This window comes from Agrobacterium sp. 22-210-1, from assembly GCF_053522525.1.
In genome coordinates, this window is record NZ_JBNWCI010000003.1 from 548,575 (window position 1) to 567,877 (window position 19,303).

The 19,303-nt window shown below is 60.2% G+C and carries 20 protein-coding genes; 2 read left to right on the forward strand and 18 right to left on the reverse strand.

The window, feature by feature from the left end:
• Positions 1–40: 40 nt before the first annotated feature.
• The 6 genes from ACQZ5F_RS20840 to ACQZ5F_RS20865 all read right to left on the reverse strand — a co-directional run bounded on the left by ACQZ5F_RS20840 (position 41) and on the right by ACQZ5F_RS20865 (position 7,322).
• Positions 41–1,774 (reverse strand): M14 family metallopeptidase, encoded by a 1,734-nt coding sequence (locus tag ACQZ5F_RS20840; RefSeq protein ID WP_448730888.1) that lies wholly within the window; start codon positions 1,772–1,774, stop codon positions 41–43.
• A 5-nt stretch (positions 1,775–1,779) separates the two neighbouring features.
• Positions 1,780–2,628, reverse strand: a complete 849-nt coding sequence (locus ACQZ5F_RS20845) for an ABC transporter permease (RefSeq protein ID WP_052820652.1) — start codon at positions 2,626–2,628, stop codon at positions 1,780–1,782.
• Between the two features lie 6 nt (positions 2,629–2,634).
• Positions 2,635–3,558 carry an ABC transporter permease gene (locus ACQZ5F_RS20850; RefSeq protein WP_003505487.1) on the reverse strand — a complete coding sequence of 308 codons (924 nt, stop codon included), beginning with the start codon at positions 3,556–3,558 and terminating at the stop codon, positions 2,635–2,637.
• Positions 3,559–3,647: 89 nt separating this feature from the next.
• Complete coding sequence (locus ACQZ5F_RS20855) at positions 3,648–5,183, reverse strand: ABC transporter substrate-binding protein (RefSeq protein WP_448730889.1); 1,536 nt, start codon at positions 5,181–5,183, stop codon at positions 3,648–3,650.
• A 41-nt stretch (positions 5,184–5,224) separates the two neighbouring features.
• The gene (locus ACQZ5F_RS20860; RefSeq protein WP_052820650.1) at positions 5,225–7,045 is read right to left on the reverse strand and encodes an ABC transporter ATP-binding protein; all 1,821 of its coding nucleotides are present in this window, start codon (positions 7,043–7,045) and stop codon (positions 5,225–5,227) included.
• A 139-nt stretch (positions 7,046–7,184) separates the two neighbouring features.
• The gene (locus tag ACQZ5F_RS20865) at positions 7,185–7,322 is read right to left on the reverse strand and encodes a hypothetical protein (protein WP_197283345.1); all 138 of its coding nucleotides are present in this window, start codon (positions 7,320–7,322) and stop codon (positions 7,185–7,187) included.
• A gap of 293 nt (positions 7,323–7,615) precedes the next feature.
• Between ACQZ5F_RS20865 and ACQZ5F_RS20870 the strand changes: the two genes are divergently transcribed.
• On the forward strand, positions 7,616–7,909 hold the full coding sequence (locus ACQZ5F_RS20870) for a putative quinol monooxygenase (RefSeq protein WP_290561116.1): 294 nt from the start codon (positions 7,616–7,618) through the stop codon (positions 7,907–7,909).
• Between the two features lie 60 nt (positions 7,910–7,969).
• Here ACQZ5F_RS20870 and ACQZ5F_RS20875 read toward each other — a convergent pair whose 3' ends face one another.
• A complete protein-coding gene (locus tag ACQZ5F_RS20875; RefSeq protein WP_448730971.1) occupies positions 7,970–9,871 on the reverse strand; it encodes a bifunctional sugar phosphate isomerase/epimerase/4-hydroxyphenylpyruvate dioxygenase family protein in 1,902 nt (633 codons plus the stop codon).
• Positions 9,872–9,993: 122 nt separating this feature from the next.
• On the opposite strand from ACQZ5F_RS20875, the gene ACQZ5F_RS20880 reads away from it, so the two are divergent.
• The gene (locus tag ACQZ5F_RS20880) at positions 9,994–10,686 is read left to right on the forward strand and encodes a TetR/AcrR family transcriptional regulator (protein ID WP_137087791.1); all 693 of its coding nucleotides are present in this window, start codon (positions 9,994–9,996) and stop codon (positions 10,684–10,686) included.
• Here the strand turns inward: ACQZ5F_RS20880 and aroQ are convergent.
• From aroQ to pcaD, 11 genes are all read right to left on the reverse strand, one after another.
• Positions 10,661–11,104, reverse strand: coding sequence for a type II 3-dehydroquinate dehydratase (aroQ, locus tag ACQZ5F_RS20885; protein WP_448730890.1), 444 nt, complete (start codon positions 11,102–11,104; stop codon positions 10,661–10,663). The genes ACQZ5F_RS20880 and aroQ overlap by 26 nt on opposite strands.
• Positions 11,101–11,970, reverse strand: coding sequence for a shikimate dehydrogenase (locus ACQZ5F_RS20890; protein WP_448730891.1), 870 nt, complete (start codon positions 11,968–11,970; stop codon positions 11,101–11,103). The genes aroQ and ACQZ5F_RS20890 overlap by 4 nt, the downstream gene beginning before the upstream one ends.
• 203 nt (positions 11,971–12,173) lie before the next feature.
• The gene (locus ACQZ5F_RS20895; protein ID WP_046802023.1) at positions 12,174–12,935 is read right to left on the reverse strand and encodes an amino acid ABC transporter ATP-binding protein; all 762 of its coding nucleotides are present in this window, start codon (positions 12,933–12,935) and stop codon (positions 12,174–12,176) included.
• A gap of 13 nt (positions 12,936–12,948) precedes the next feature.
• Entirely contained in the window at positions 12,949–13,788 is an 840-nt protein-coding gene (locus ACQZ5F_RS20900; protein ID WP_046802022.1) for a transporter substrate-binding domain-containing protein, read from the reverse strand.
• A 42-nt stretch (positions 13,789–13,830) separates the two neighbouring features.
• Complete coding sequence (locus tag ACQZ5F_RS20905; RefSeq protein WP_080842982.1) at positions 13,831–14,481, reverse strand: amino acid ABC transporter permease; 651 nt, start codon at positions 14,479–14,481, stop codon at positions 13,831–13,833.
• 10 nt (positions 14,482–14,491) lie between these two features.
• The gene (locus ACQZ5F_RS20910) at positions 14,492–15,160 is read right to left on the reverse strand and encodes an amino acid ABC transporter permease (protein ID WP_046802020.1); all 669 of its coding nucleotides are present in this window, start codon (positions 15,158–15,160) and stop codon (positions 14,492–14,494) included.
• Positions 15,161–15,527: 367 nt separating this feature from the next.
• Positions 15,528–16,589, reverse strand: coding sequence for a 3-carboxy-cis,cis-muconate cycloisomerase (locus ACQZ5F_RS20915; protein WP_448730892.1), 1,062 nt, complete (start codon positions 16,587–16,589; stop codon positions 15,528–15,530).
• Positions 16,590–16,601: 12 nt separating this feature from the next.
• Complete coding sequence (gene pcaG, locus ACQZ5F_RS20920; RefSeq protein ID WP_046802018.1) at positions 16,602–17,222, reverse strand: protocatechuate 3,4-dioxygenase subunit alpha; 621 nt, start codon at positions 17,220–17,222, stop codon at positions 16,602–16,604.
• Between the two features lie 2 nt (positions 17,223–17,224).
• Positions 17,225–17,965 carry a protocatechuate 3,4-dioxygenase subunit beta gene (gene pcaH / locus ACQZ5F_RS20925; protein ID WP_046802017.1) on the reverse strand — a complete coding sequence of 247 codons (741 nt, stop codon included), beginning with the start codon at positions 17,963–17,965 and terminating at the stop codon, positions 17,225–17,227.
• Positions 17,962–18,411 carry a 4-carboxymuconolactone decarboxylase gene (gene pcaC / locus ACQZ5F_RS20930; protein ID WP_046802016.1) on the reverse strand — a complete coding sequence of 150 codons (450 nt, stop codon included), beginning with the start codon at positions 18,409–18,411 and terminating at the stop codon, positions 17,962–17,964. Before pcaC ends, pcaH begins: the two co-directional genes overlap by 4 nt.
• A gap of 3 nt (positions 18,412–18,414) precedes the next feature.
• On the reverse strand, positions 18,415–19,212 hold the full coding sequence (pcaD, locus tag ACQZ5F_RS20935; RefSeq protein WP_448730893.1) for a 3-oxoadipate enol-lactonase: 798 nt from the start codon (positions 19,210–19,212) through the stop codon (positions 18,415–18,417).
• Positions 19,213–19,303 lie beyond the last annotated feature (91 nt).

A 19,303-nucleotide genomic window follows, 5' to 3' on the forward strand; every position in this document is an offset into this window, starting at 1 on the left:
CGCCGGAGAAGTAAGCCGCCCGTTACGGGCGGCTGCGATATCAGACCGTTTCCCCGACGAGAATCTCCTGCCAGGCATCATAGGCAGATAGAACCGTTTCCATCTGTGCAGTATGGCCGGTGATGAAATCATCGCCATAGATCGTCTCATCGGGATATTCGGTGATCAACGTCATCGGCACGGTGTGGCGGTCGTCGATGGACGAGAGGCACGGGAAGCCGTTGATGATGCGGAAACCGGTTTCGCCGGCGTGGATTTCATAAAGCGCGATCTGGCGATTGTTGTAGTCGAGCAGCCCGGGAATGGCGCCGAGATGGCGGGTTACCCTGTCGAGCAGGGCTTCGGCCTGGCTTTCCCAGTCGGCATGATGGCGGATGATGAGGAAGAAGCCTTTCGGCAGTGTCCACATGGCGAAGTTGCGCGGCACATAACCTGATAGAGGCCGCGTCCATTCATGCGAGGGATATCCGTGCAGGTTCACATGCAGGCTTGCGCCGCTTATCTCCTGCGCCTTGAAGCGGATTTCCTTCTCGTTGAGATGGCTGCCTGAATTTTCCGGCGTGCGATATTCGAGATCGTCGCCCAGCGCCGTGTAGCGTGCCGCATGGTGCATATGACGGGGATTGTCGATGCGCAGCCGTTGGTGCAGGGCGTAGCCGTCAGGGTTTTCCAGCGGGGATATGGTGAAATGCGCACCCTTGCGCTCTGCAAGCTTGCGGGCCGCGCGGATGGCGCCGACGATGCCTGTCGTCTCGTTGGGGTGCTGGCCGCCGCTCACCATCACGGCGGCATCGCTGCCGGCAATGTAACGGGCGGCAAGAATGCGGCCGGAACGCGAGCGGGCATCGAAGGCCTCGCCGCCGATCTCCGATAGCAACCCTGCGATCTGACCTGCGGCCACCGGTTCGCTGGCCGCATCGATCGTTTGCTCCTTGCCATCGAGGAAGGCGGTGGTGAGCGCACGGGTCTCGATGCGGACCGAAACCTCGCCATTGCTCTTGACGATTTCCGGAACGATCTGGCCGGGTTTCAGGCCGCGGTCACCCAGCGGCCGGCCCGATTTTTTCTGGAAGAATTCCAAGAGCGAGAAATAGAAATCCTCATGCAGCGCTTCACGCAGGCTGATGACTTCATCGCCGACCGGCAGCGACAGGTCTTGGGCCGGATGCGCAGCGCGGATGTTCAATTCCTCGAAATAGGGTTCTTCATTACCCCAGTCGTGGCTGGCGACTGCTTTAATGGCCGCTTCGAAAAGCCGCTCGTAATCCGTCTCCAGCCGCTCGCCGGTCATATCGCCCGCAAGACGGAACCAGCCGGTGGGTGAGACATTGGTTTCGCCGACGATATCGTCGTGAACCCGGTTTGGAGCCAGAACCTTCAGTGTCTCCGTCCGGTCGCCACGCTTGAGTGTCAGGTCATAATGGAAGGCATCGTCCTTGCGGGCGATGAAGCCTATCTTCGCATCGCCGACCAATGCTGCCAGCGGATAGGCCTCCAGCCGGAAACGGTTGGCGGGCGCGTTTGCGTGCACCGGGTAACCCACCTCGATGCTATCGACGCCATCAAGATTGATCTCTTCCAGAAAGGTGAAGAGAAGCGGCTTGTAGGCGCTGCGGATACGGGCGCTGACGCCCTTCTTCTTCAGCCTCTCTTCGGCCTCGCGGCGGCTTTTGGCATCATCGAAGGTCCATGCCTCGAAGGATTGGCCGGGCGTGGCGCGGGCTACAAGGGCGTCCAGGGTGCGCTCGAAGGTCTGTTCGAAAATCTGGCTCATCGCTGTTACCTCGAGGTTCTGCCTGTTGGGTCAAGGCTGTCGCGCAGCCAGTCGCCGAGAAGGTTGAGGCCAAGCACGGTAAGGAGAATGGCGAGGCCGGGGAAAACGCTGACCCACCATGCCGTCTGCAGATAGGTGCGGCCATCCGCCAGCATGCCGCCCCAGCTCGGAATGGTCGGATCGACGCCGAGGCCGAGGAAGGTGAGGCTGCTTTCCAGCAGGATGTTGTTGGCGACATTCAACGTCATCAGCACGATGACCGGGCCGATAAGGTTCGGCAGCAGATGCTGGAGGATGATGCGCCAGTCCTTCACGCCGATGGCGCGGGCGGAAAGGATGAATTCCCGCTCCCTCAGCGTCAGCACCGAGCCGCGCACGAGGCGGGCATATTGCACCCATTGCGAGACGATCAGCAGGATGATGGTGTTGGTAAGGCTGCCGCCGACAATGGCGATGAAGGTGATGGCAAGCAGGATGAAGGGCATGGCGAGCTGGATATCGGCAAAGCGCATGACCAGCATATCCCAGAAGCCGCGATAATAACCGGCGACCAGACCGACGGCGACGCCGAAGATGACGGCGCCGATGACCGAAGTGAAACCGACCAGCAGCGAAATCTTGCCGCCGGCGACGACGCGGGCGAGCACGTCACGCCCCAGCGGATCGGTGCCGAGCGGATGGGCGGCATTGGCAAAGGGCTTGGCAAGGCGCGCCATCAGGTCGATCTTCTCCGCCCCACCGGGAAACAGCACGTCGGAAAAGAGGACGGCAAGGCAGATGACGGTGGTGAGGAACGCGCCGAGAACGAATTCGAGATTGGTGAAGCGCGACAGGCGCGAGGTTTTGGCAGCCATCGTCACTTACTCCGTGCGGATGCGCGGATCGACAAGCCCATAGGCGATATCGACCAGAAGGTTGATGCCGACGATCATCAGCGACAGCACGGTGATGACGGCCTGAAGCACGGGATAATCACGCGCGCCGACCGCATCGAAAGCCAGCGTGCCGAGACCCGGCCAGTTGAAGACACGCTCGATGACGACGATGCCGCCGAGCAGCCCGCCGAATTGCAGGCCGAAATAGGTAATCAGCGGAATGGCGCAGTTGCGCAGCGCGTGTTTGTACAGCACCTTGCTTTCGCTGAGACCTTTGGCGCGCGCCACCATCACATATTGCGAACGCAGCGTATCGAGCATGGCCGTGCGCACCAGGCGCACATTGGTGGCGGTCAGGATCACACCCATGGTGACTGATGGCATGATGTAGCTGGCAAAACCGCCCATGCCGCTTGGCGGCAGCCAGCCGAGCGTGATGGAGAACAGGAGCACCAGCATGGTGGCCAGCCAGAAATTCGGGAAGGACAGGCCGACGAGCGAGAAGATGCGGATCACCTGATCGGCCGTCTTGCCGCGCGAAGTCGCCGCCTTGATGCCGAGCGGGATCGAAAGCGCAATCGACACCGCCATCGAGATGAAGGCGAGCAAAAGCGTGGCGGGCAGGGCGTCGGCAATCAGCCGCGAGACCGGCGTGCTGCCGGTGAAGCTGCGGCCGAAATCGAGCGTTACGAGGCCCTTCAGGAAGCTGAAATATTGCACGAAGAACGGCCGGTCGGTACCGAGCGCCGCGCGAATGCGCGCCAGATCGTCTTCCGTCATGCTGCCGCCGCCCTGGAACATGGTGACAGCCGGATCGCCCGTCAGGCGGATGGCGAAAGAGACGAGAAGGGTGATGGCGATGACGACAAAAATCGCCTGCAGCAATCGCTTGATGAGGAAACCGGCCACGTTTTTTACCTTGCGAGGAAACGGGGGAAGAGAAATCCCGCCTTGCCCGCGAGAGTCGGACAAGGCGGCGTGTCAGAGGATCAACCCGCTTATTCGACGGTGACGTCGGTAAGCTTCAGGCGGTTGTCCGGCGGTGCGACGAAACCCTTGACCCGCTTGTTGATGCCATAAATGGCATTGGTGTTGTAAAGCGGAATTTCCAGCGCGCGTTCGGCGGTATAGCTGCCGATTTCCTTGAGGATCTTTTCGCGCGCGGCACGGTCGGTCAGCGGGCGCTGGGATTCCAGCAGCTTGTCCAGCTTCTCGTCCTTGTCGTAAGGGTTCCACTTTTCACCCGAGTGATACATGGAATAGGCCGTGTTATCGTAATCGAAGGTCCAGCCGCCCCATTTCTGCTGGAACATCGCGCCGGTCTTGCCCTGCGGGATGATGTCGTTCAGCAGAACGTTGGTTTCGTAAGGCTTGATGGTGGCGGTGATGCCGACCATGGAGAGGTAGCTGGAAATAACCTGCGCCACCTCGTTCATTGTCGCGTCATTGCCGCGGATATCGATCTGCAGCGCCGCACCTGCCTTGACGCCGGCTTCCGCGAGCAGCTTCTTGGCGCCCTCGGGATCGTAAGGCAGCGGCTTCAGTTCCGGATCGTAACCGAAGGACAGTGCGCTCTGGAAGCTTGCAATCTCGGAGGCCTGGCCGGCAAGGATCGACTTGACGATGGTGCCACGGTCGACGGCCATGATGATCGCCTTGCGCACCTTCGGATCGGCGGTGATGCCATCACGGGTGTTGAAGCGCAGCGCATCCACCGTCGGGCCGGGAACGCTGACGATCTCCAGCTTGGAATCGCCCTCGATAACTGGGATCATGCCGATCGGGATGGTGGGCGGAATGACGAGATCGACGCGGCCGGCCTGCAATTCGGCAACGGCGGTCGCCGGTTCGGCGATGAAACGGTATTCCAGTTCGGAAAGCTTCGGCGCACCGCCCCAGTAATCCGGGTTGGCTTCCAGCTTGATATTGGTCTTCGGTGCGTAGGAAACGAATTTGAACGCACCGGTGCCGACCGGGTTGAGGTTGAAATTATCCTCGCCCTTTTCCTGAATGTACTTCGGCGGAACGATCATGCCGCCATAACCGGCAAGCTTGGTCAGCAGCACCGGATCCGGCGCCTTCAGCTTCATGTCGACGGTGTAGTCGTCGATGACGTCGACGCTTTCGATGGCGACATAGTTGGAGCGCTGCGGGCCTTTTGCACCCTGTTCGCCGAGAAGGCGCTCGAAGGTGAACTTGACGGCGGCGGCGTTGAAGGGTTCGCCATTGTGGAACTTGACGTTCTGGCGCAGCTTGAAGCGGATGCGCTTGCCCTCATCCAGCTCTTCCCAGGATTCGGCAAGGCCGGGGGCCAGTTTCAGGTCCGGGCCGCGATAGGTCAGGCCGTCGAAGATGTTGGTGGCCACAGCCGCCCATTGCACGAGGAAGGTGTCGATCGGATCCCAGCTGCCGGGGTCCTGCGGGCTGGAAATGGTCATCTTGCCGGCGGCAAGAGCCGGTGCGGCGGTCAAGGCCGTGGCGGCCATGGCAAGCGCGACGAACGTTGTCGTCATCCCCTTCTTGATTATTGTCATCTACCTGTTCCTCTTCAGATTGTTGTGGGTCTGGTTGTTATTCAGGCGCTCTTCGCGATGAAGTGGCCTGGATTGATTTCCTCATGGGCGAGAATGGCCGGCTCATCGCCGACACGGCGCACGGGATTGGGGATTTCGCCCTCGATCATGGCGATGCGGCGCTCGATCTTGGGATCGGCGACCGGCACGGCCGAAAGCAGGCGGCGGGTATAATCATGCGTCGGGGTTTCGAAGACCTGCCGGCGGCTGCCCATTTCCATGATCTGGCCGAGATAAAGCACGGCCACGCGGTGGCTCATCTTTTCCACCACCGCCATGTCATGGCTGATGAAGAGATAAGCGAGACCGCGCTCGGCCTGCAGGTCCATGAACAGATTGATGATCTGCGCCTGAATGGAGACATCGAGCGCCGAGAGCGCCTCGTCGGCGATGATGAGCTTCGGGTCGGAAGCGAGCGCGCGGGCAATGCAGACACGCTGGCGCTGGCCGCCGGAAAACTCGTGCGGATACCGTGATGCATGTTCGGAGCTTAGGCCCACACGTTCCAGCAATTCATCCACGCGCCGCCGTACGGCCTTCTGATCATTGATCAAACCATGGGTGTTGATTGGCTCGGCAATTGAAAAACCCACCGTCTTGCGCGGATCGAGCGAGGCGAAGGGGTCCTGGAAGATATATTGCACTTCCTGCCGCATGCGGAACCGTTCCGCCGCCGACATCTCAGAATAGCTGCGGCCATTGAAGGAGATTTCTCCCGACACCGCCGATTGCAGCTGCTGGATGGTGCGACCGATGGTGGATTTGCCCGAACCGGATTCGCCCACCAGCGCCAGCGTCTCGCCGGCATGAATGTCGAAGCTGACCTTCTGGACGGCGCTGCAACGGTGTGTCGCCTTGCCGAACAGGTTCTTGCGGATATCGAAACGAACGAACAGGTCCTTGACCGACAGTAGCGGCTTGGCGTCATATTTTGCGGTGTTCTGCACGCGTTCCTCGCCAACCACCACCGGCTGGCCGTCCTGCAATACGGTGAGCGGCAGGCGCTTGGGAAACTCTTCGCCTTCCATGCTGCCGAGGCGCGGAACGGCGGAAAGCAGGGCGCGCGTATAGGGGTGCTGCGGATTGCCGAAGATATCCTTGACCGGACCTTCCTCGACCTTCTTGCCCTTCCACATGACGACGACGTCATCGGCCATTTCAGCCACCACGCCCATATCATGGGTGATGAAGACCATGCCCATGCCGAGCTTCTTCTGCAGGTCGCGCATGATGTTGAGGATTTGCGCCTGAATGGTCACGTCCAGCGCCGTCGTCGGTTCGTCGGCGATCAAGAGCTTCGGTCGGCAGGCGAGCGCCATGGCGATCATCACCCGCTGGCGCATGCCGCCGGAAAGCTGGTGGGGGTAACGGTGCAAAAGCTCGGCCGCATCGGGCAGCCGCACCATGTCGAGCAGCTTTTTTGCTTCCGCCATGGCCGCCTGCTTGCCCATCTTCTCATGCAGAACAAGCACTTCGCAAATCTGGTCGCCGATGGTGAAGACCGGGTTCAGCGATGTCATCGGCTCCTGGAAGATCATGGCGATCTCCTTGCCGCGGATCGAGCGCATCTCCTTCTGCGAGGCCTTCAGCAAATCCTTGCCTTCAAACAGGATTTTACCGGTGGGATAGGTCGCGCCCATCATGTCGGCAAGGCGCATGGTGGACAGTGAGGTGACCGATTTGCCCGACCCGGATTCGCCGACGATCGCCACGGTCCTGCCTGCTTCGACGGAAAAGGAAATGTCGTCTACGACGCGGCTGTCGCCGAACTCGACGCTCAGGCCTTCGACCGAGAGGAGGGCGTTGCGGTTTACGGCAGTCATGTCAGCGTCTCCGGCTTGGCGTGCGCGGCAATTCTGGCGCGGCCATCTGAATTATGGAAGGGCAAAAGGGCGTCGGACAGGCGCCGGCATCAGGCGTTGCGCGAAAGAAGGCGAATGTGAAGGAAAAGCGCATGGTGGCTCACGCCGCCTCGAAGGCGCAATGGGCATCGGATGAAGCCGGCAGACGCGGATATTGCGATCTTGCCCCGGCTTTGAAAGCCACGGTGTCGGTGCCGGCAAGATGCCCGGCATCGGCCCCGGAATCGATGTTGCGCATGAAATTGTATTCCCCACCCTTGTTTTACAAAAAAGCTAACAAAACCCGACAATCATGTCCAGAGTGTTGAACAATTTTTGTGTACTGCTCTACAAATGCGCAAGTGCATTTATTTTGGGCGCGGGTGTGCCTCAATGTGCGGGGGCGCGTACCACGCCTCTTCAGGGCTTATTGTCGAGGATGAGGGAGGAAGGGAAAGCGGACAAATTTTATCGTGATGTCGCAATGGTAGACGATTGTATCGTTGCCCGTGCTACAGGCGGATAAACAATAATCCAACGAGGATACCGAACATGACGAATAGAACGGGCGCAGTCAGATTATCCGGCTTCCTGCGTTGCGCATCGGTGGAGGATATCCAGCTTGTGGAAACCCATCTTCCCGAGCACCTTCGTCTGACCAGAGCGGAACCCGGCTGCATTTCCTTTGACGTCACTCAGACCGAGGACCCTCTGACCTGGCGGGTGGAGGAACTTTTTGTCGATCGCGCCGCCTTTGATTTTCATCAGCAGCGGACGCGGGCATCGGAGTGGTTTGCTGCCACCTCCGCCATTCCACGGGATTACGAGATAACGGCGCCGGCGTGAGAAGAACGGCCGGCCGCAGCGGCATTCCTGTCGCTGCGTACTGTCGGTTTTCGACGGCAATTATTCCTTCGGCATGCCGACCGGTGGTGCAAGACGTCGTTGGGCCGCAATGCGGAAAGGCGCGTTCATGGCCCCATAACCGGCATAGGCACCACGCCGCTCGATGATCTCGAAAAAGAAACCTTCACCGAAGGTGCGGCTGTATATCTGGAAATATTCGCCATTGTCGTCGCGGTCATAAAGAATGCTTGCTTCTCGCAGGGCATCGGAAAATTCCGGTTCCAGCCCGAAACGGGCTTCCAGATCGTCGTAATAATTGCGCGAGATTGGCAGGGCGTGGAAACCGCGCGCCTGCATTGCCTTCGCCGTCGCGAAAATATCATCGGTGGCAAAGGCGATGTGCTGGATGCTGGTGCCGAAACCCTCGGCCAGAAATTTGCCGGCGAAGGTCTTGCGATTGTCCGCGCCGTTCATGGTCAGGCGGAAATGCGGCGAGGGCACGCTTTCAATTGCCTGACTGCGCACCAATCCGCCGGGATCGACCACATCGACCATCGGCGTGCGGCGGGTGGAAAACAGCGATGTGTAGAACAGAAGCCAGGTCAGCATTTCATCATAATGCGTTGTTTGCGCAAGGTGATCGATGCGCTTCAGGCCGGCATCTTCGGCTGCCTTCCGTCCCTGCGTCGACACGAACTCATTGTCCCAGATGGAGGCGAGCGCCGGCGAGGCATCGAGGAAATAGATGACGCCGTTGCCCACGCCCTGAATGGCGGGAACGGCGACTTCGCCGGTCTTGCGCGGTTCCGTGAAGGTCGGCGCGCCGAGCGCTTCGGCCCGGGCAAGCGCTGCCTGCGCATTATCGACCTTCAGGCCGAAGGCATAGGCATTGGTGCCGTGGATGGAATAGGACGCGCCGGCGAAACTGTCGCCTTCATCGCTGGTGTTGATGACAATGCGGATATCGCCCTGCGTATAAAGATCGACATCGCGATTGCGGTGCTTGCCGGTTCTTTCGAAACCGAGCGTGGCGAGCAATGTCTCCAGATGGGCTTTTTCCTCCGGTGCCGTGGTGAATTCGACGAATTCCACCCCTTGCGTTTGCACCCGTTCCGGCATGGCGGGCACATCGATGCGAATATCGGGTTCGAGACGGCGCACCTGATCCATGAGGTTGATGAGCGAGCGGTGACCGTCTTCGGCGAGCAGGCGGGCCGAGCCGCCGCGGAACTGGTCGTTGAAGATTTCGAGCGACAGCGGGCCGCTGTAACCCGTCGCCGCCACGGCGCGCATGAAATCCACCACCGGCAGGTCGCCTTCGCCCGGCATGTTGCGGAAATGGCGGCTCCAGTAGAGCAGGTCCATGTCGATCAGCGGCGCATCGGCCAGCTGCACGATGAAGATCTTGTCGCCGGGGATGGAGCGGATCGAATTGGGGTCGATCTTGCGTGAGAGCGTGTGGAAACTGTCGAGAATGATGCCGACATTGGCGTGGTCGGCGCGGCGCACCACCTCCCAGGCATCGCGGTGATCGCTGATATGGCGGCCCCAGGCCAGTGCCTCATAGCCGACGCGCACGCCGTGTTTTGCCGCAAGCTCGCCAAGTTGATGGAAATCGGCGGCGGCGCGGTCGATGCCGCCAAGCGAGACCGGCGAGACATTCGAGCAGATCAGCATCAGGTCGGTGCCGAGTTCGCCCATGATGTCGAATTTGCGCTGAGCGCGTTCGAAGGCGCGGGCGCGGTGCGGCTCCGGCATGCCCTCGAAATCGCGGAATGGCTGGAAAAGCGTGATGTCCAGCCCGTGATCGGCGACAAGCGCCTTCACCTCGCGCGGGGAGGCGTCATAGGTCAGGAAATCGTTTTCGAAAATCTCCACGCCACTGAAGCCTGCCTTGGCGATGGCCGCCAGTTTTTCGGGAAATTCGCCGCTGATCGATACGGTTGCAATGGATGTGCGCATTGGCATGCCGTGTCTGCCTGTGTCATAGCTCGCCATATTGCCTTCCTTTTCAGCCTTATGTACTGATTGGTTAATAATCAGGGCGTGGGCTTGGGCCAGCCGCCCCACCGATGGAATGGATCATGACCAAAAGCGCTACTTCGAACGGAACCCGAGACAGCCGGCAGGCGAAGCGCGATCCGGAGGGAGTGCGCCGCGACATTCTTTCGGTGGCCATGGAAGAGTTTTCGCAGAACGGTCTCTCCGGCGCCCGCATTGATGAAATTGCGGCCCGCACGCGCACGTCCAAGCGCATGATCTATTACTATTTCAGCGACAAGGAGAGCCTTTACCAGCGTGTGCTGGAAGAGGCCTATGCCAAGGTGCGCGGGGGTGAGAGCGATCTGGAGCTGGACGACCTGGAGCCGGCGGCGGCGCTCGACAAGCTCTGTCGGTTCACCTTCGATCACCACCGGCGCAATCCGGCCTTCATCCGCATGGTGATGATCGAGAACATCCATCATGGCCGGCACATGCAATCGTCGGAAACCATCCGTCAGCTCAACCGGCCGGCCATTGATGCGCTTGAAGGCGTGCTGCTGCGCGGCCAGAAAGGCGGCATCTTCCGCGATGGCATCGATGCGCTGGAACTGCACTGGCAGATCAGCGCGCTGTCCTTCTTCAACGTTTCGAACGCCGAGACCTTTTCGTTCATCTTCGGCGACAGCCTGTTTACCGAAAAGGGTCAGGAGACATTGTCGCGGCATGTCAGCGACATGGTACTGCGTTATGTGCTGACGCCCGGCCATATCACGACGATCGGGAAAAACGGTTGATGAGATGGCGTAACGCCACCTCGTAACCTTCGATGCCGAGACCGGCGATTACGCCTTCGGCGCGGGTCGAGACGTAGGAATGGTGGCGGAAAACCTCGCGTTTGTGGATGTTGGAAATATGGACCTCGATGACATCAGCTTCGAAGGCATTCAGCGCATCGAGGATCGCCACTGATGTGTGGGTAAAGGCGCCAGGATTGATGACGATGCCCGACGATTTGCCGCGCGCTTCGTGAATCCAGTCGATCAGCTCATATTCGCGGTTGCTCTGGGCAAAGAACAGCTCATGGCCGGCAGCATCGGTCACCTTGCGGCAGTTGGCTTCCACATCGGCCATGGTCTCATAGCCGTAGATTTCCGGCTGGCGCTGGCCGAGCAGGTTGAGGTTCGGGCCATTGAGGATGGTGAAAAGGCTCATGCCACACCCTCCGCCATGCACAGTTCGGTGAAATGCGCCGTCATGCGCTGCGCATCCGGCTCGCGGCCGCAGAACAGGCGGAATGCGCCGACGGCTTGAAATACCGTCATGCCGCCGCCGGGCAGGGTGCGACAGCCCTTTTTCGCCGCCGTCGCCAGAAGTTCGGTGACGAGCGGCATATAGACGATATCGGCCACCCAGTGCCGCTGTTCGATGAGGTCGGCCGCGACCGGCATGCCCGGATGGGCAGGCATGCCCATGGGGGTGGCATGGATGAGACCATCGGCGAGGGGCAGGGAGGCAGCCGGGTCTTCAACGGCAAAAGCGCGGCCGTCGCCGAAACGGGCATTGAGTTCATCGGCGAGCCGCTCCGCCCGCGTAAAGTCGCGGTCGAAAATATCGAGATGGGCGATATCGAGCTTCAGCGCCGCATGGGCCACCGCAACGCCCGCTCCGCCAGCGCCGACCAGCAGCGCCCGGTCACGTTTCGCATCAGGCAGGCCGCGCACGAAACTTTCATAAAAGCCGTACCAGTCGGTATTGTGGCCGATGCGTCGGCCATCCTTGAAGACCACGGTGTTGACCGCACCAAGCATGCGGGCATCGTCGGAGAGTTCATCCAGATGCGGAATGACCGCCTGTTTGAACGGATGGGTGATGTTGGTACCGGCAAAACCACGCGCTTCCAGCTCATCGAGCAGATCGGGAAGGGCGCTTGCCGGCAATTCGCGGGCGGTGACGTCGACCAGCTCATAGGAATAATCGAGGCCGTGGGCAGCGCCTTCGCGCATGTGCAGCGCGGGCGATTTGGAAAGCTGGATATCGGCGCCGATCAGGCCGACCTTGAAGGATTGTTTCTCTATCATGATCAAGTGTCGTTCGTCGTTTCGGGGCAGGCTCCGCCTGCCTTCAGGTTGCTGGCGAGGTATTGAGACCTCTCCTTCGTCATCCTCAGGCTTGACCCGAGGATCCATAGCCCGTTGAAATCAGTGGATCCTCGGGTCAAGCCCGAGGATGACGTCGCGTATGCCGAGAGGTCGCCACAAGTCTGAGGGCAGATGGACGAACCTCAGTGATGGGCGAGAATTTCGCCGAGGAACGTGCGCGTGCGCTGATGCTTGGGATCGCTGAAGAATTCCTCCGGCGGGCCTTCCTCGATGATCTCGCCTTCCGACATGAAGATCACGCGGTCGGCCACCTGCCGGGCGAAGCCCATTTCATGGGTGACGCAGATCATCGTCATGCCGTCACGGGCAAGGCCGATCATGGTGTCGAGCACTTCTTTCACCATTTCCGGATCGAGCGCCGAGGTCGGCTCGTCGAACAGCATGGCTTTCGGCTCCATGCACAGCGCCCGGGCAATCGCCGCACGCTGCTGCTGCCCGCCGGACAGCTGGGCCGGGTATTTGTCGGCCTGATTGAGGATGCGCACGCGCTCCAGATATTTGCGCGCCGTCGCCTCCGCATCGGCTTTCGACAGGCCCTTCACCCGCATGGGGGCGAGCGTGCAGTTTTCCATGATGGTCTTGTGCGGGAAGAGATTGAAGCTCTGGAACACCATGCCCACTTCGCGGCGAACGGCATCGATGGCACGGCTCGAATCCGAAAGCGTGGTCCCTTCCACCGTGATCTTGCCTTCCTGGATTTCCTCCAGATGGTTGATGCAGCGGATAAGGGTGGATTTTCCCGAACCCGACGGGCCGCAAAGGACGATTTTCTCACCCTTGCGAACCGTCATGTTGACATTTTTAAGCGCATGGAAGGCTCCATACCACTTTCCAACCCCTTGAAGGGCGATAAGCGGAACCTCGGCAGTGGCGGATTGCGGCATGGAAACCTCCGGATTACTTCACGGTGAACGGGATGTCGGGCAGGCTGTCCGGGAAGGCCGGAACTTCGCGCTTCATCCACTTGTCATAGATCTTGGCCAGCTGGCCGTCGGACTTGATCTTGTCGAGGAAGGCGTTGACGGTCTCGTTCCAGTCCTTTTCACCGGGACGGGTGCCGGCGCCGTTATAAAGCGTCGTAAGATCGAACTTCGGCTCGTATTTGCCTTCGGCCGCCTTGTTCAGACGGTCGCCATAAAACTGGTTGCCGCCGACGACCTCAACCTGGCCGGAGATGAGCGCCTGAATATTGGCGGCATCATCATCAAAGCGCAGGATGTTGGCCTTCGAGCCGGCGCCTGCCGTGATCGAGGTATCCATGGCGCTCGACTTCGGCACGCCGACGGAGACGCCGGTCAGATCGTCATAACCGGCGATCTTCTTGTCCTTCGGGCCGTAGACCGAGAGAACGTTGCCGGCATAGGGCTTGGAATACTGGATGGTCTTTGCGCGTTCGGCGGTCATGCCCATGGTTGCGAACAGCAGATCGACCTTGCCGGTCAGAAGCGCCGGAATGCGGTTTGCCACAGCGAGCGGCACGAACTCCACCTTGACGCCGAGATAATCGGCAAAGGCCTTGCCGATATCGGCATCGAGACCGTCCTGTACGCCGCTGGAATTGACGAAGCCCCATGGCGAATTGTCGCCCTGAATGCCGATGACGACCTTGCCCTTGGCCTTGGCCTCTTCCACCGTGCCGGCGAAAGCATCGACCGGTGCGATAAAGGGTAGGGCAACCGTTGCCGCGGCAAGCGCGAGCAGGGCGCGGCGAGAGAATTTCATGCTGGTGGTTTTCATCTTTTGCTCCTCCTTACAAAGCTGATGAGATGGTTTTGGTTGTTAACGGGAATTGGCCTGCATCCGTCTCTCCACACCCGCGCCCCACAGGGAAAGCGGCCAGCAGATCAGGAAATAGATGATGCCGACGATGGCGAAGACGGTGAGCGGGCGGAACGTCTGGTTGGAGACGATCTGGCCGGCGCGCGAGAGTTCGACGAAGCCGACGATGGCCGCGAGCGAGGTGCCCTTGATGAGCTGCACCAGAAAACCGATGGTCGCGGGCAGAGAAATCTTGAAGGCCTGCGGCAGAACCACGTCCTTCATGCGGGAGATATAATGCAGGCCGAGCGCATTGGCGGCTTCCGTCTGGCCTTTCGGCACCGCCTGGATGCCGCCGCGCCAGATTTCGCCAAGGAAGGCGCTGGCATGCAGGGTGAAGGCGATGGCAACAGCAATCCATGCATCGACATTGAGGCCGGCAAGCGCCACGCCGTAATAGACGACGAATAGTTGCATCAGGAGCGGAGTGCCCTGGAAGACGGCGATGTAACCGGTGCTGGCGCGCTGGATAGCGGCATTGTCGGCAACGCGGGCAAGCGCCACGCAGAGACCGAAGACACCGCCGCCGATAAAGCCGATCACGGTCAGCGCAAGTGTCCATTTCAGGCCTTGCATCAGGAAGAAGAATTCGTTGGGACCGATGGATTCCATTGTCTTTTCCTCACTTGACCGGATAGCTGAAGGATGCGCGGGAGATGAGCGAGAAGATGCCCATCATCAGCGAGGAAATGATGAGATAGAGCAGCGTGATCGAGAAATAGACCTCGAAGGACCGGAAGGTGTCCGCCTCGATCTTCTGGGCCACGGATGTCAGTTCGTAAGCGGCGATCGAGGTGCAGACCGAGGTGGTCAGCGTCAGCATGATGAACTGGCTGGTGAGCGACGGATAGACCGCGCGCAGTGCCGGCTTCAGAATGATGTGGCGGAATATCTGTGACCGATGCAGGCCGAGCGCCAGCCCAGCCTCCACCTGGCCCTTGGGAATGGAATCCACGCCGCCGCGAATGATTTCAATGGCATAGGCGCCGCCGTTGAGAGCCAGCGCAATGATGGCGGTGACGGTGGGGTTAAGCTTGATGCCAACCTGCGGCAAAGCGAAGAAAATGAAGAATATCTGCACCAGAAACGGCGTGTTGCGGATGGCTTCGACGAAGCCAATGACCAGACCGCGCAGCAGCTTGAAGCGCGAACGACGGGCAACGACGCCGAGAACCCCGATGACGGTGGCGAGCGACATGCCGGCAATGGCAAGGCCGATCGTCGCCAGACAGGCCAAAAGCAGCTCGGGCAGGCGGTCCATGACCACCGAAAAATCGAGACTGTAAGACATTCTTCCTCCCAACCCCTTCGGGTCCGGACAGGCGTTTCGCCTTGTCCTTATCGCTTTGGGAACCTTACGGCGCCAAAGCCCTCCATTTGTCTGACCATGTCCAGAAGGTTGTTTTCCTCACCCGCAGCATGGCTTCGACATGATTGTTTGTACCAGTTAGTTCATTTTTGTGTCAAGCGCTTCATCCGGTTAAAAAGCAGCTGAAAAGCCGTTTTTTCTACATTCGTTATTTTTAAGAAAATCTTGTGTTATCAATAGCTAATGCGCAAAGGCGCAAGCGTTTTCAATGCACGCAAACACTGCCGCCGAAGGTGTGGCGTGAAGTGCCGGGGAAGCCGATTTCAATCAAAATCCGTGGGTCTCTCGACTAGCTTTTTTCCGTGCCCAACCTGTCTATCTGTCCCGCGAGGCGTTCGGCGATCAGCAGGGATGCACCCGTTGCCGTCACCATTTGCGGCAGCGTCATCCATTCCAGCATCCAGCCAGCACCGGACCGCTCCTGTTCGTGGACAAGCGACTGATGCACTGCGGATATCTGCACGGCATTAAACCGTGCCAGTGTCACCAGCGTTTCGGCATTGACCGGATTCTGCTTGTGCGGCATGGCCGAGGAGCCGCCGCCGCCGGAGAGGCGGATTTCCGCGCCGAGTTCCGCCATCAGCGCAATATCCTGGCCGAACTTGCCCAGCGCACCGGTGATCAGCGAGAGAATATTGCCGAATTCGGCGACGCCATCGCGCTGGCTCTGCCATTGCGGCCTGTCGGCAAGGCCGAGGCGCTTTGCAAGATCGGTACGCACTGCAGCGGCATTGTCGCCAAGCTTTTCCAGCGTGCCGGCCGCGCCGCCGAACTGAAGGGCAAAGCCGTTCTGCGCAAAGATTTCGAGCCGTAACAGATGGCGTTCGAGTGGCGCGGTCCAGCTCGCCGCCCGGTCGGCGACGGTGATGCCGATGGCGGCCTGCATGCGGGTATAGCCCGTCAAGGGGTTGTGGCCGTCGCGGGAAGCGATGTCTCCCAGCGTATCGATGAGGTGACCGAGCCGGGTGGCGATGATTTCCGCCGCCATTTTCAGCCGCAGCATCAGGCTGGTATCGATGACATCCTGGCTGGTCGCGCCGAAATGCACCTTGTCCGCCGCCTGACCGGCGACCGCTGCCCGCATCTGCCGGATGAGTTCGGGAACCACAACGCCGTCCTTCGCGACGCCGTGGCGAAGTGCGGTCATATCGGCGGCAAAGTCCGAAAGCCCCAAGACGATCGCTTCCGCCACATCCTCGGAGATGATGCCGGCCTCCGCTTCCGCCTGCGCCAGCGCCTTCTCGCAACGGACCATGGCGTCGATATCCGCTCTCGCCGAAAACAGCTCGACGATCTCGCTGTCGCCGAAAAGGCCGGACAGAAACGGATGTTCGAAGGGGGAAAGGCTCATCTTCCGTCTCGCTCAGATATCGAAAAACACGGTTTCGCCTTCGCCCTGAAGGCGGATATCGAAGCGATAGACGTTGCCTTCTTCCTTTTTGGCGACGAGCGTGGCGATACGGCTTTTCTGCTCGACGCGGGCAAGAACCGGATCGGCGGCATTGGCCTCCTGTTCTTCCGGAAAATACATGCGGGTCTGCAGGCCGATATTGATGCCGCGCGCAACGATCCAGAAGGTGATGTGCGGCGCCATCGGCCGGCCGTCACGGAACGGGACCGTGCCGGGCTTGATCGTTTCGAAAATGAATTCGCCGGTATCCATGTCGCCAGGCGAGCGGCCCCAGCCGATGAAATTCGGATCAGCCTTGCCGCGTGTTTCGCTCGGGCTGTTGTAATAACCGTCGGTATCGGCCTGCCAGATTTCGATCAATGCGTCCTTCAGCGGCATTCCCGCGCCGTCATAAACCGTGCCGCGCACGCTGATACGTTCGCCGCGCGCCTTATCGTTATAAAGCGGACCGGACCCCAGATCCTTGTCAAACACGCCTTCGATGCCGACGAAATTGGGCGTGCAGCCGATATGCACATAGGGTCCCGCCGTCTGCGAGGCGGTCTCTTTGAAATAGTTGAGCGGCTGAACCATGGTCAGTTGCCCTCCATGCGATTTTCGAAAAGGGTCGAACGGCGACCGCGCAGGACGATATCGAACTTATAGGCCAGCATGTCCATCGGCAGCGTCGCATTCATGTCCAGCGGCGCGATCAGCCGCTTGATGGCATCCTCATCCGGAATGGTCTTTACGATCGGACATTTCCAGATCAGCGGGTCGCCTTCGAAATACATCTGGGTGATGAGCCGCTGGGCGAACCCGTGGCCGAAGACGGAAAAATGGATATGGGCCGGCCGCCAGTCATTGACGCCGTTCGGCCAGGGGTAAGCGCCCGGCTGGATGGTCTTGAACCAGTAATAGCCGTTCTCATCCGTAATCGTGCGGCCGACGCCGCCGAAATTCGGATCAATGGCGGCGAGATAGCTTTCCTTCTTGTGGCGATAGCGCCCGCCGGCATTGGCCTGCCAGAATTCCACCAGCGCGCCATCCACGCCGCGGCCGCGCTCGTCCAGCACCCGGCCGTGCACCAGAAGGCGCGGACCGATGGGCATTTCGCCGGGGCGGGCGTAATTGAGGATGAGGTCGTTATCCAGCGGGTTCAGCATACCGTGGCCGAAAACGGGACCGGTGATCTCGCTCTTGGTGCCATCAAGCGAAATCAGCGCGCGCTGCGGCGAGCGCAGGATCGAGGTCTTGTAGCCGGGCGCATAGGCCAGCGGGTGAATGTCGCGGTTGCGCGCGAAGAACGGTCCGGTTTCGGGCGGCTGGTTGCTCATTTCGTCTCCTCCCCATCGCCAGAATGATCAGCGCCAGAATTATCAGGGGAACTATCGGCCTTCATGCTGGCCAGGGCAAGCTTGGCGATCTTGAAAGCGTGGTTGGCGGCGGGCACGCCCGCATAGATCGCCACATGCAGCAGCGCTTCGCGAATATCCGCCTCGGTGGCGCCGGTGTTGACGGTGGCGCGCACATGCATGGCAAGCTCCTCGTCCTGCCCGAGCGCGGCAAGCAGCGCGATGGTGACCATCGAGCGCTCGCGCTTCGTCCAATGGTTGCCGGACCACACCGTTCCCCAGGCGGCTTCGGTGATGAGCTGCTGGAAGGGCTGGTCGAAGCCGGACGTCATGGTTTGCGCCCGGTCGACATGGGCGTCGCCCAGCACGGAGCGGCGGGTCTTCATGCCCTGTTCGAATCGTTCGTTCTTGTCGATATGGTCCGCCATCGGTCAATGCTCCGGCAAGGTCTTCAGAAAAATTGAGGCCGCCTGTGTGTAGGCAAGCGGCTGTTCAAGGCATGGGATGTGGCCGCAGCCGGCAATGGTCACGAAACGGCTTGCGGGAATGAGATCGGCAAGCGTCCGCACCAGCTCCGGTGAGGTGGAGCCATCCTGATCGCTCGCGACACAAAGCGTCGGCACGGCGATGCGCCCAGTGGCTTCGGTAAAATCCGCATCGCGGATGGCGGCGCAGGTGCCGCTGTAACCGGCTTCCGGCTGCTGCGAAAGCATGTTGCGCGCACCGGCATAGGCAGCATTGTCAGGCTGGCGAAACGCTGGCGTGAACCAGCGCTCCATGACGGGATCAACCAGCGAGGCGAGGCCATCGGCGGCGATCTTGTCGATGCGGGTGTTCCACATCTCGGCCGTGCCGATCCTGTGGGCGGTGTTGCTGAGCACGAGCGCGCGGACGAGATCGGGACGGCGGGCATAAAGCCCCTGTGCAATCAGACCGCCCACCGACAGGCCCCAGATGATCGCGCTCTTCACACCAAGATGATCGAGGAGTGCGATCAGATCACCGGCATGATCGTCGATGGAATAGGGAGCGTGCCCGACATTGGAAAGCCCGTGGCCGCGCTTGTCGTGCAGAACAAAAGCATAGTCATCGCCGAGCGCTTCGATCACCGCATCCCAGATGCGGAAATCGGTGCCGAGCGAATTGATGAAGGCGATGACCGGCTTGCCGCTGTCTAATCCCTTGGTGCGATAATGGATCACGGTCTCGCCGCAGCGCAGAAAATGCATGGCATGCTCCTCCTGCCAGGGATATTGCAAGCCGGTTCCGGTTAAGTAAAATGACATTATGGATGAAAATCATAACCTGTGGATTATATGA

What these genes read in the sequence shown, in the direction of transcription:
- aroQ (WP_448730890.1), bottom strand. Translation starts at nt 11,104, where the DNA reads ATGAGCCTTTTCACCATCCTCAATGGCCCGAACCTCAACCTGCTCGGC.
- ACQZ5F_RS20890 (WP_448730891.1), bottom strand. Translation starts at nt 11,970, where the DNA reads ATGATAGAGAAACAATCCTTCAAGGTCGGCCTGATCGGCGCCGATATC.
- ACQZ5F_RS20905 (WP_080842982.1), bottom strand. Translation starts at nt 14,481, where the DNA reads ATGGAATCCATCGGTCCCAACGAATTCTTCTTCCTGATGCAAGGCCTG.
- ACQZ5F_RS20900 (WP_046802022.1), bottom strand. Translation starts at nt 13,788, where the DNA reads ATGAAAACCACCAGCATGAAATTCTCTCGCCGCGCCCTGCTCGCGCTT.
- ACQZ5F_RS20845 (WP_052820652.1), bottom strand. Translation starts at nt 2,628, where the DNA reads ATGGCTGCCAAAACCTCGCGCCTGTCGCGCTTCACCAATCTCGAATTC.
- pcaC (WP_046802016.1), bottom strand. Translation starts at nt 18,411, where the DNA reads ATGGCGGACCATATCGACAAGAACGAACGATTCGAACAGGGCATGAAG.
- pcaH (WP_046802017.1), bottom strand. Translation starts at nt 17,965, where the DNA reads ATGAGCAACCAGCCGCCCGAAACCGGACCGTTCTTCGCGCGCAACCGC.
- ACQZ5F_RS20870 (WP_290561116.1), top strand. Translation starts at nt 7,616, where the DNA reads ATGACGAATAGAACGGGCGCAGTCAGATTATCCGGCTTCCTGCGTTGC.
- ACQZ5F_RS20915 (WP_448730892.1), bottom strand. Translation starts at nt 16,589, where the DNA reads ATGAGCCTTTCCCCCTTCGAACATCCGTTTCTGTCCGGCCTTTTCGGC.
- pcaG (WP_046802018.1), bottom strand. Translation starts at nt 17,222, where the DNA reads ATGGTTCAGCCGCTCAACTATTTCAAAGAGACCGCCTCGCAGACGGCG.
- ACQZ5F_RS20880 (WP_137087791.1), top strand. Translation starts at nt 9,994, where the DNA reads ATGACCAAAAGCGCTACTTCGAACGGAACCCGAGACAGCCGGCAGGCG.
- ACQZ5F_RS20910 (WP_046802020.1), bottom strand. Translation starts at nt 15,160, where the DNA reads ATGTCTTACAGTCTCGATTTTTCGGTGGTCATGGACCGCCTGCCCGAG.
- ACQZ5F_RS20860 (WP_052820650.1), bottom strand. Translation starts at nt 7,045, where the DNA reads ATGACTGCCGTAAACCGCAACGCCCTCCTCTCGGTCGAAGGCCTGAGC.
- ACQZ5F_RS20875 (WP_448730971.1), bottom strand. Translation starts at nt 9,871, where the DNA reads ATGCGCACATCCATTGCAACCGTATCGATCAGCGGCGAATTTCCCGAA.
- ACQZ5F_RS20855 (WP_448730889.1), bottom strand. Translation starts at nt 5,183, where the DNA reads ATGACAATAATCAAGAAGGGGATGACGACAACGTTCGTCGCGCTTGCC.
- ACQZ5F_RS20865 (WP_197283345.1), bottom strand. Translation starts at nt 7,322, where the DNA reads ATGCGCAACATCGATTCCGGGGCCGATGCCGGGCATCTTGCCGGCACC.
- ACQZ5F_RS20895 (WP_046802023.1), bottom strand. Translation starts at nt 12,935, where the DNA reads ATGCCGCAATCCGCCACTGCCGAGGTTCCGCTTATCGCCCTTCAAGGG.
- ACQZ5F_RS20840 (WP_448730888.1), bottom strand. Translation starts at nt 1,774, where the DNA reads ATGAGCCAGATTTTCGAACAGACCTTCGAGCGCACCCTGGACGCCCTT.
- pcaD (WP_448730893.1), bottom strand. Translation starts at nt 19,212, where the DNA reads ATGCATTTTCTGCGCTGCGGCGAGACCGTGATCCATTATCGCACCAAG.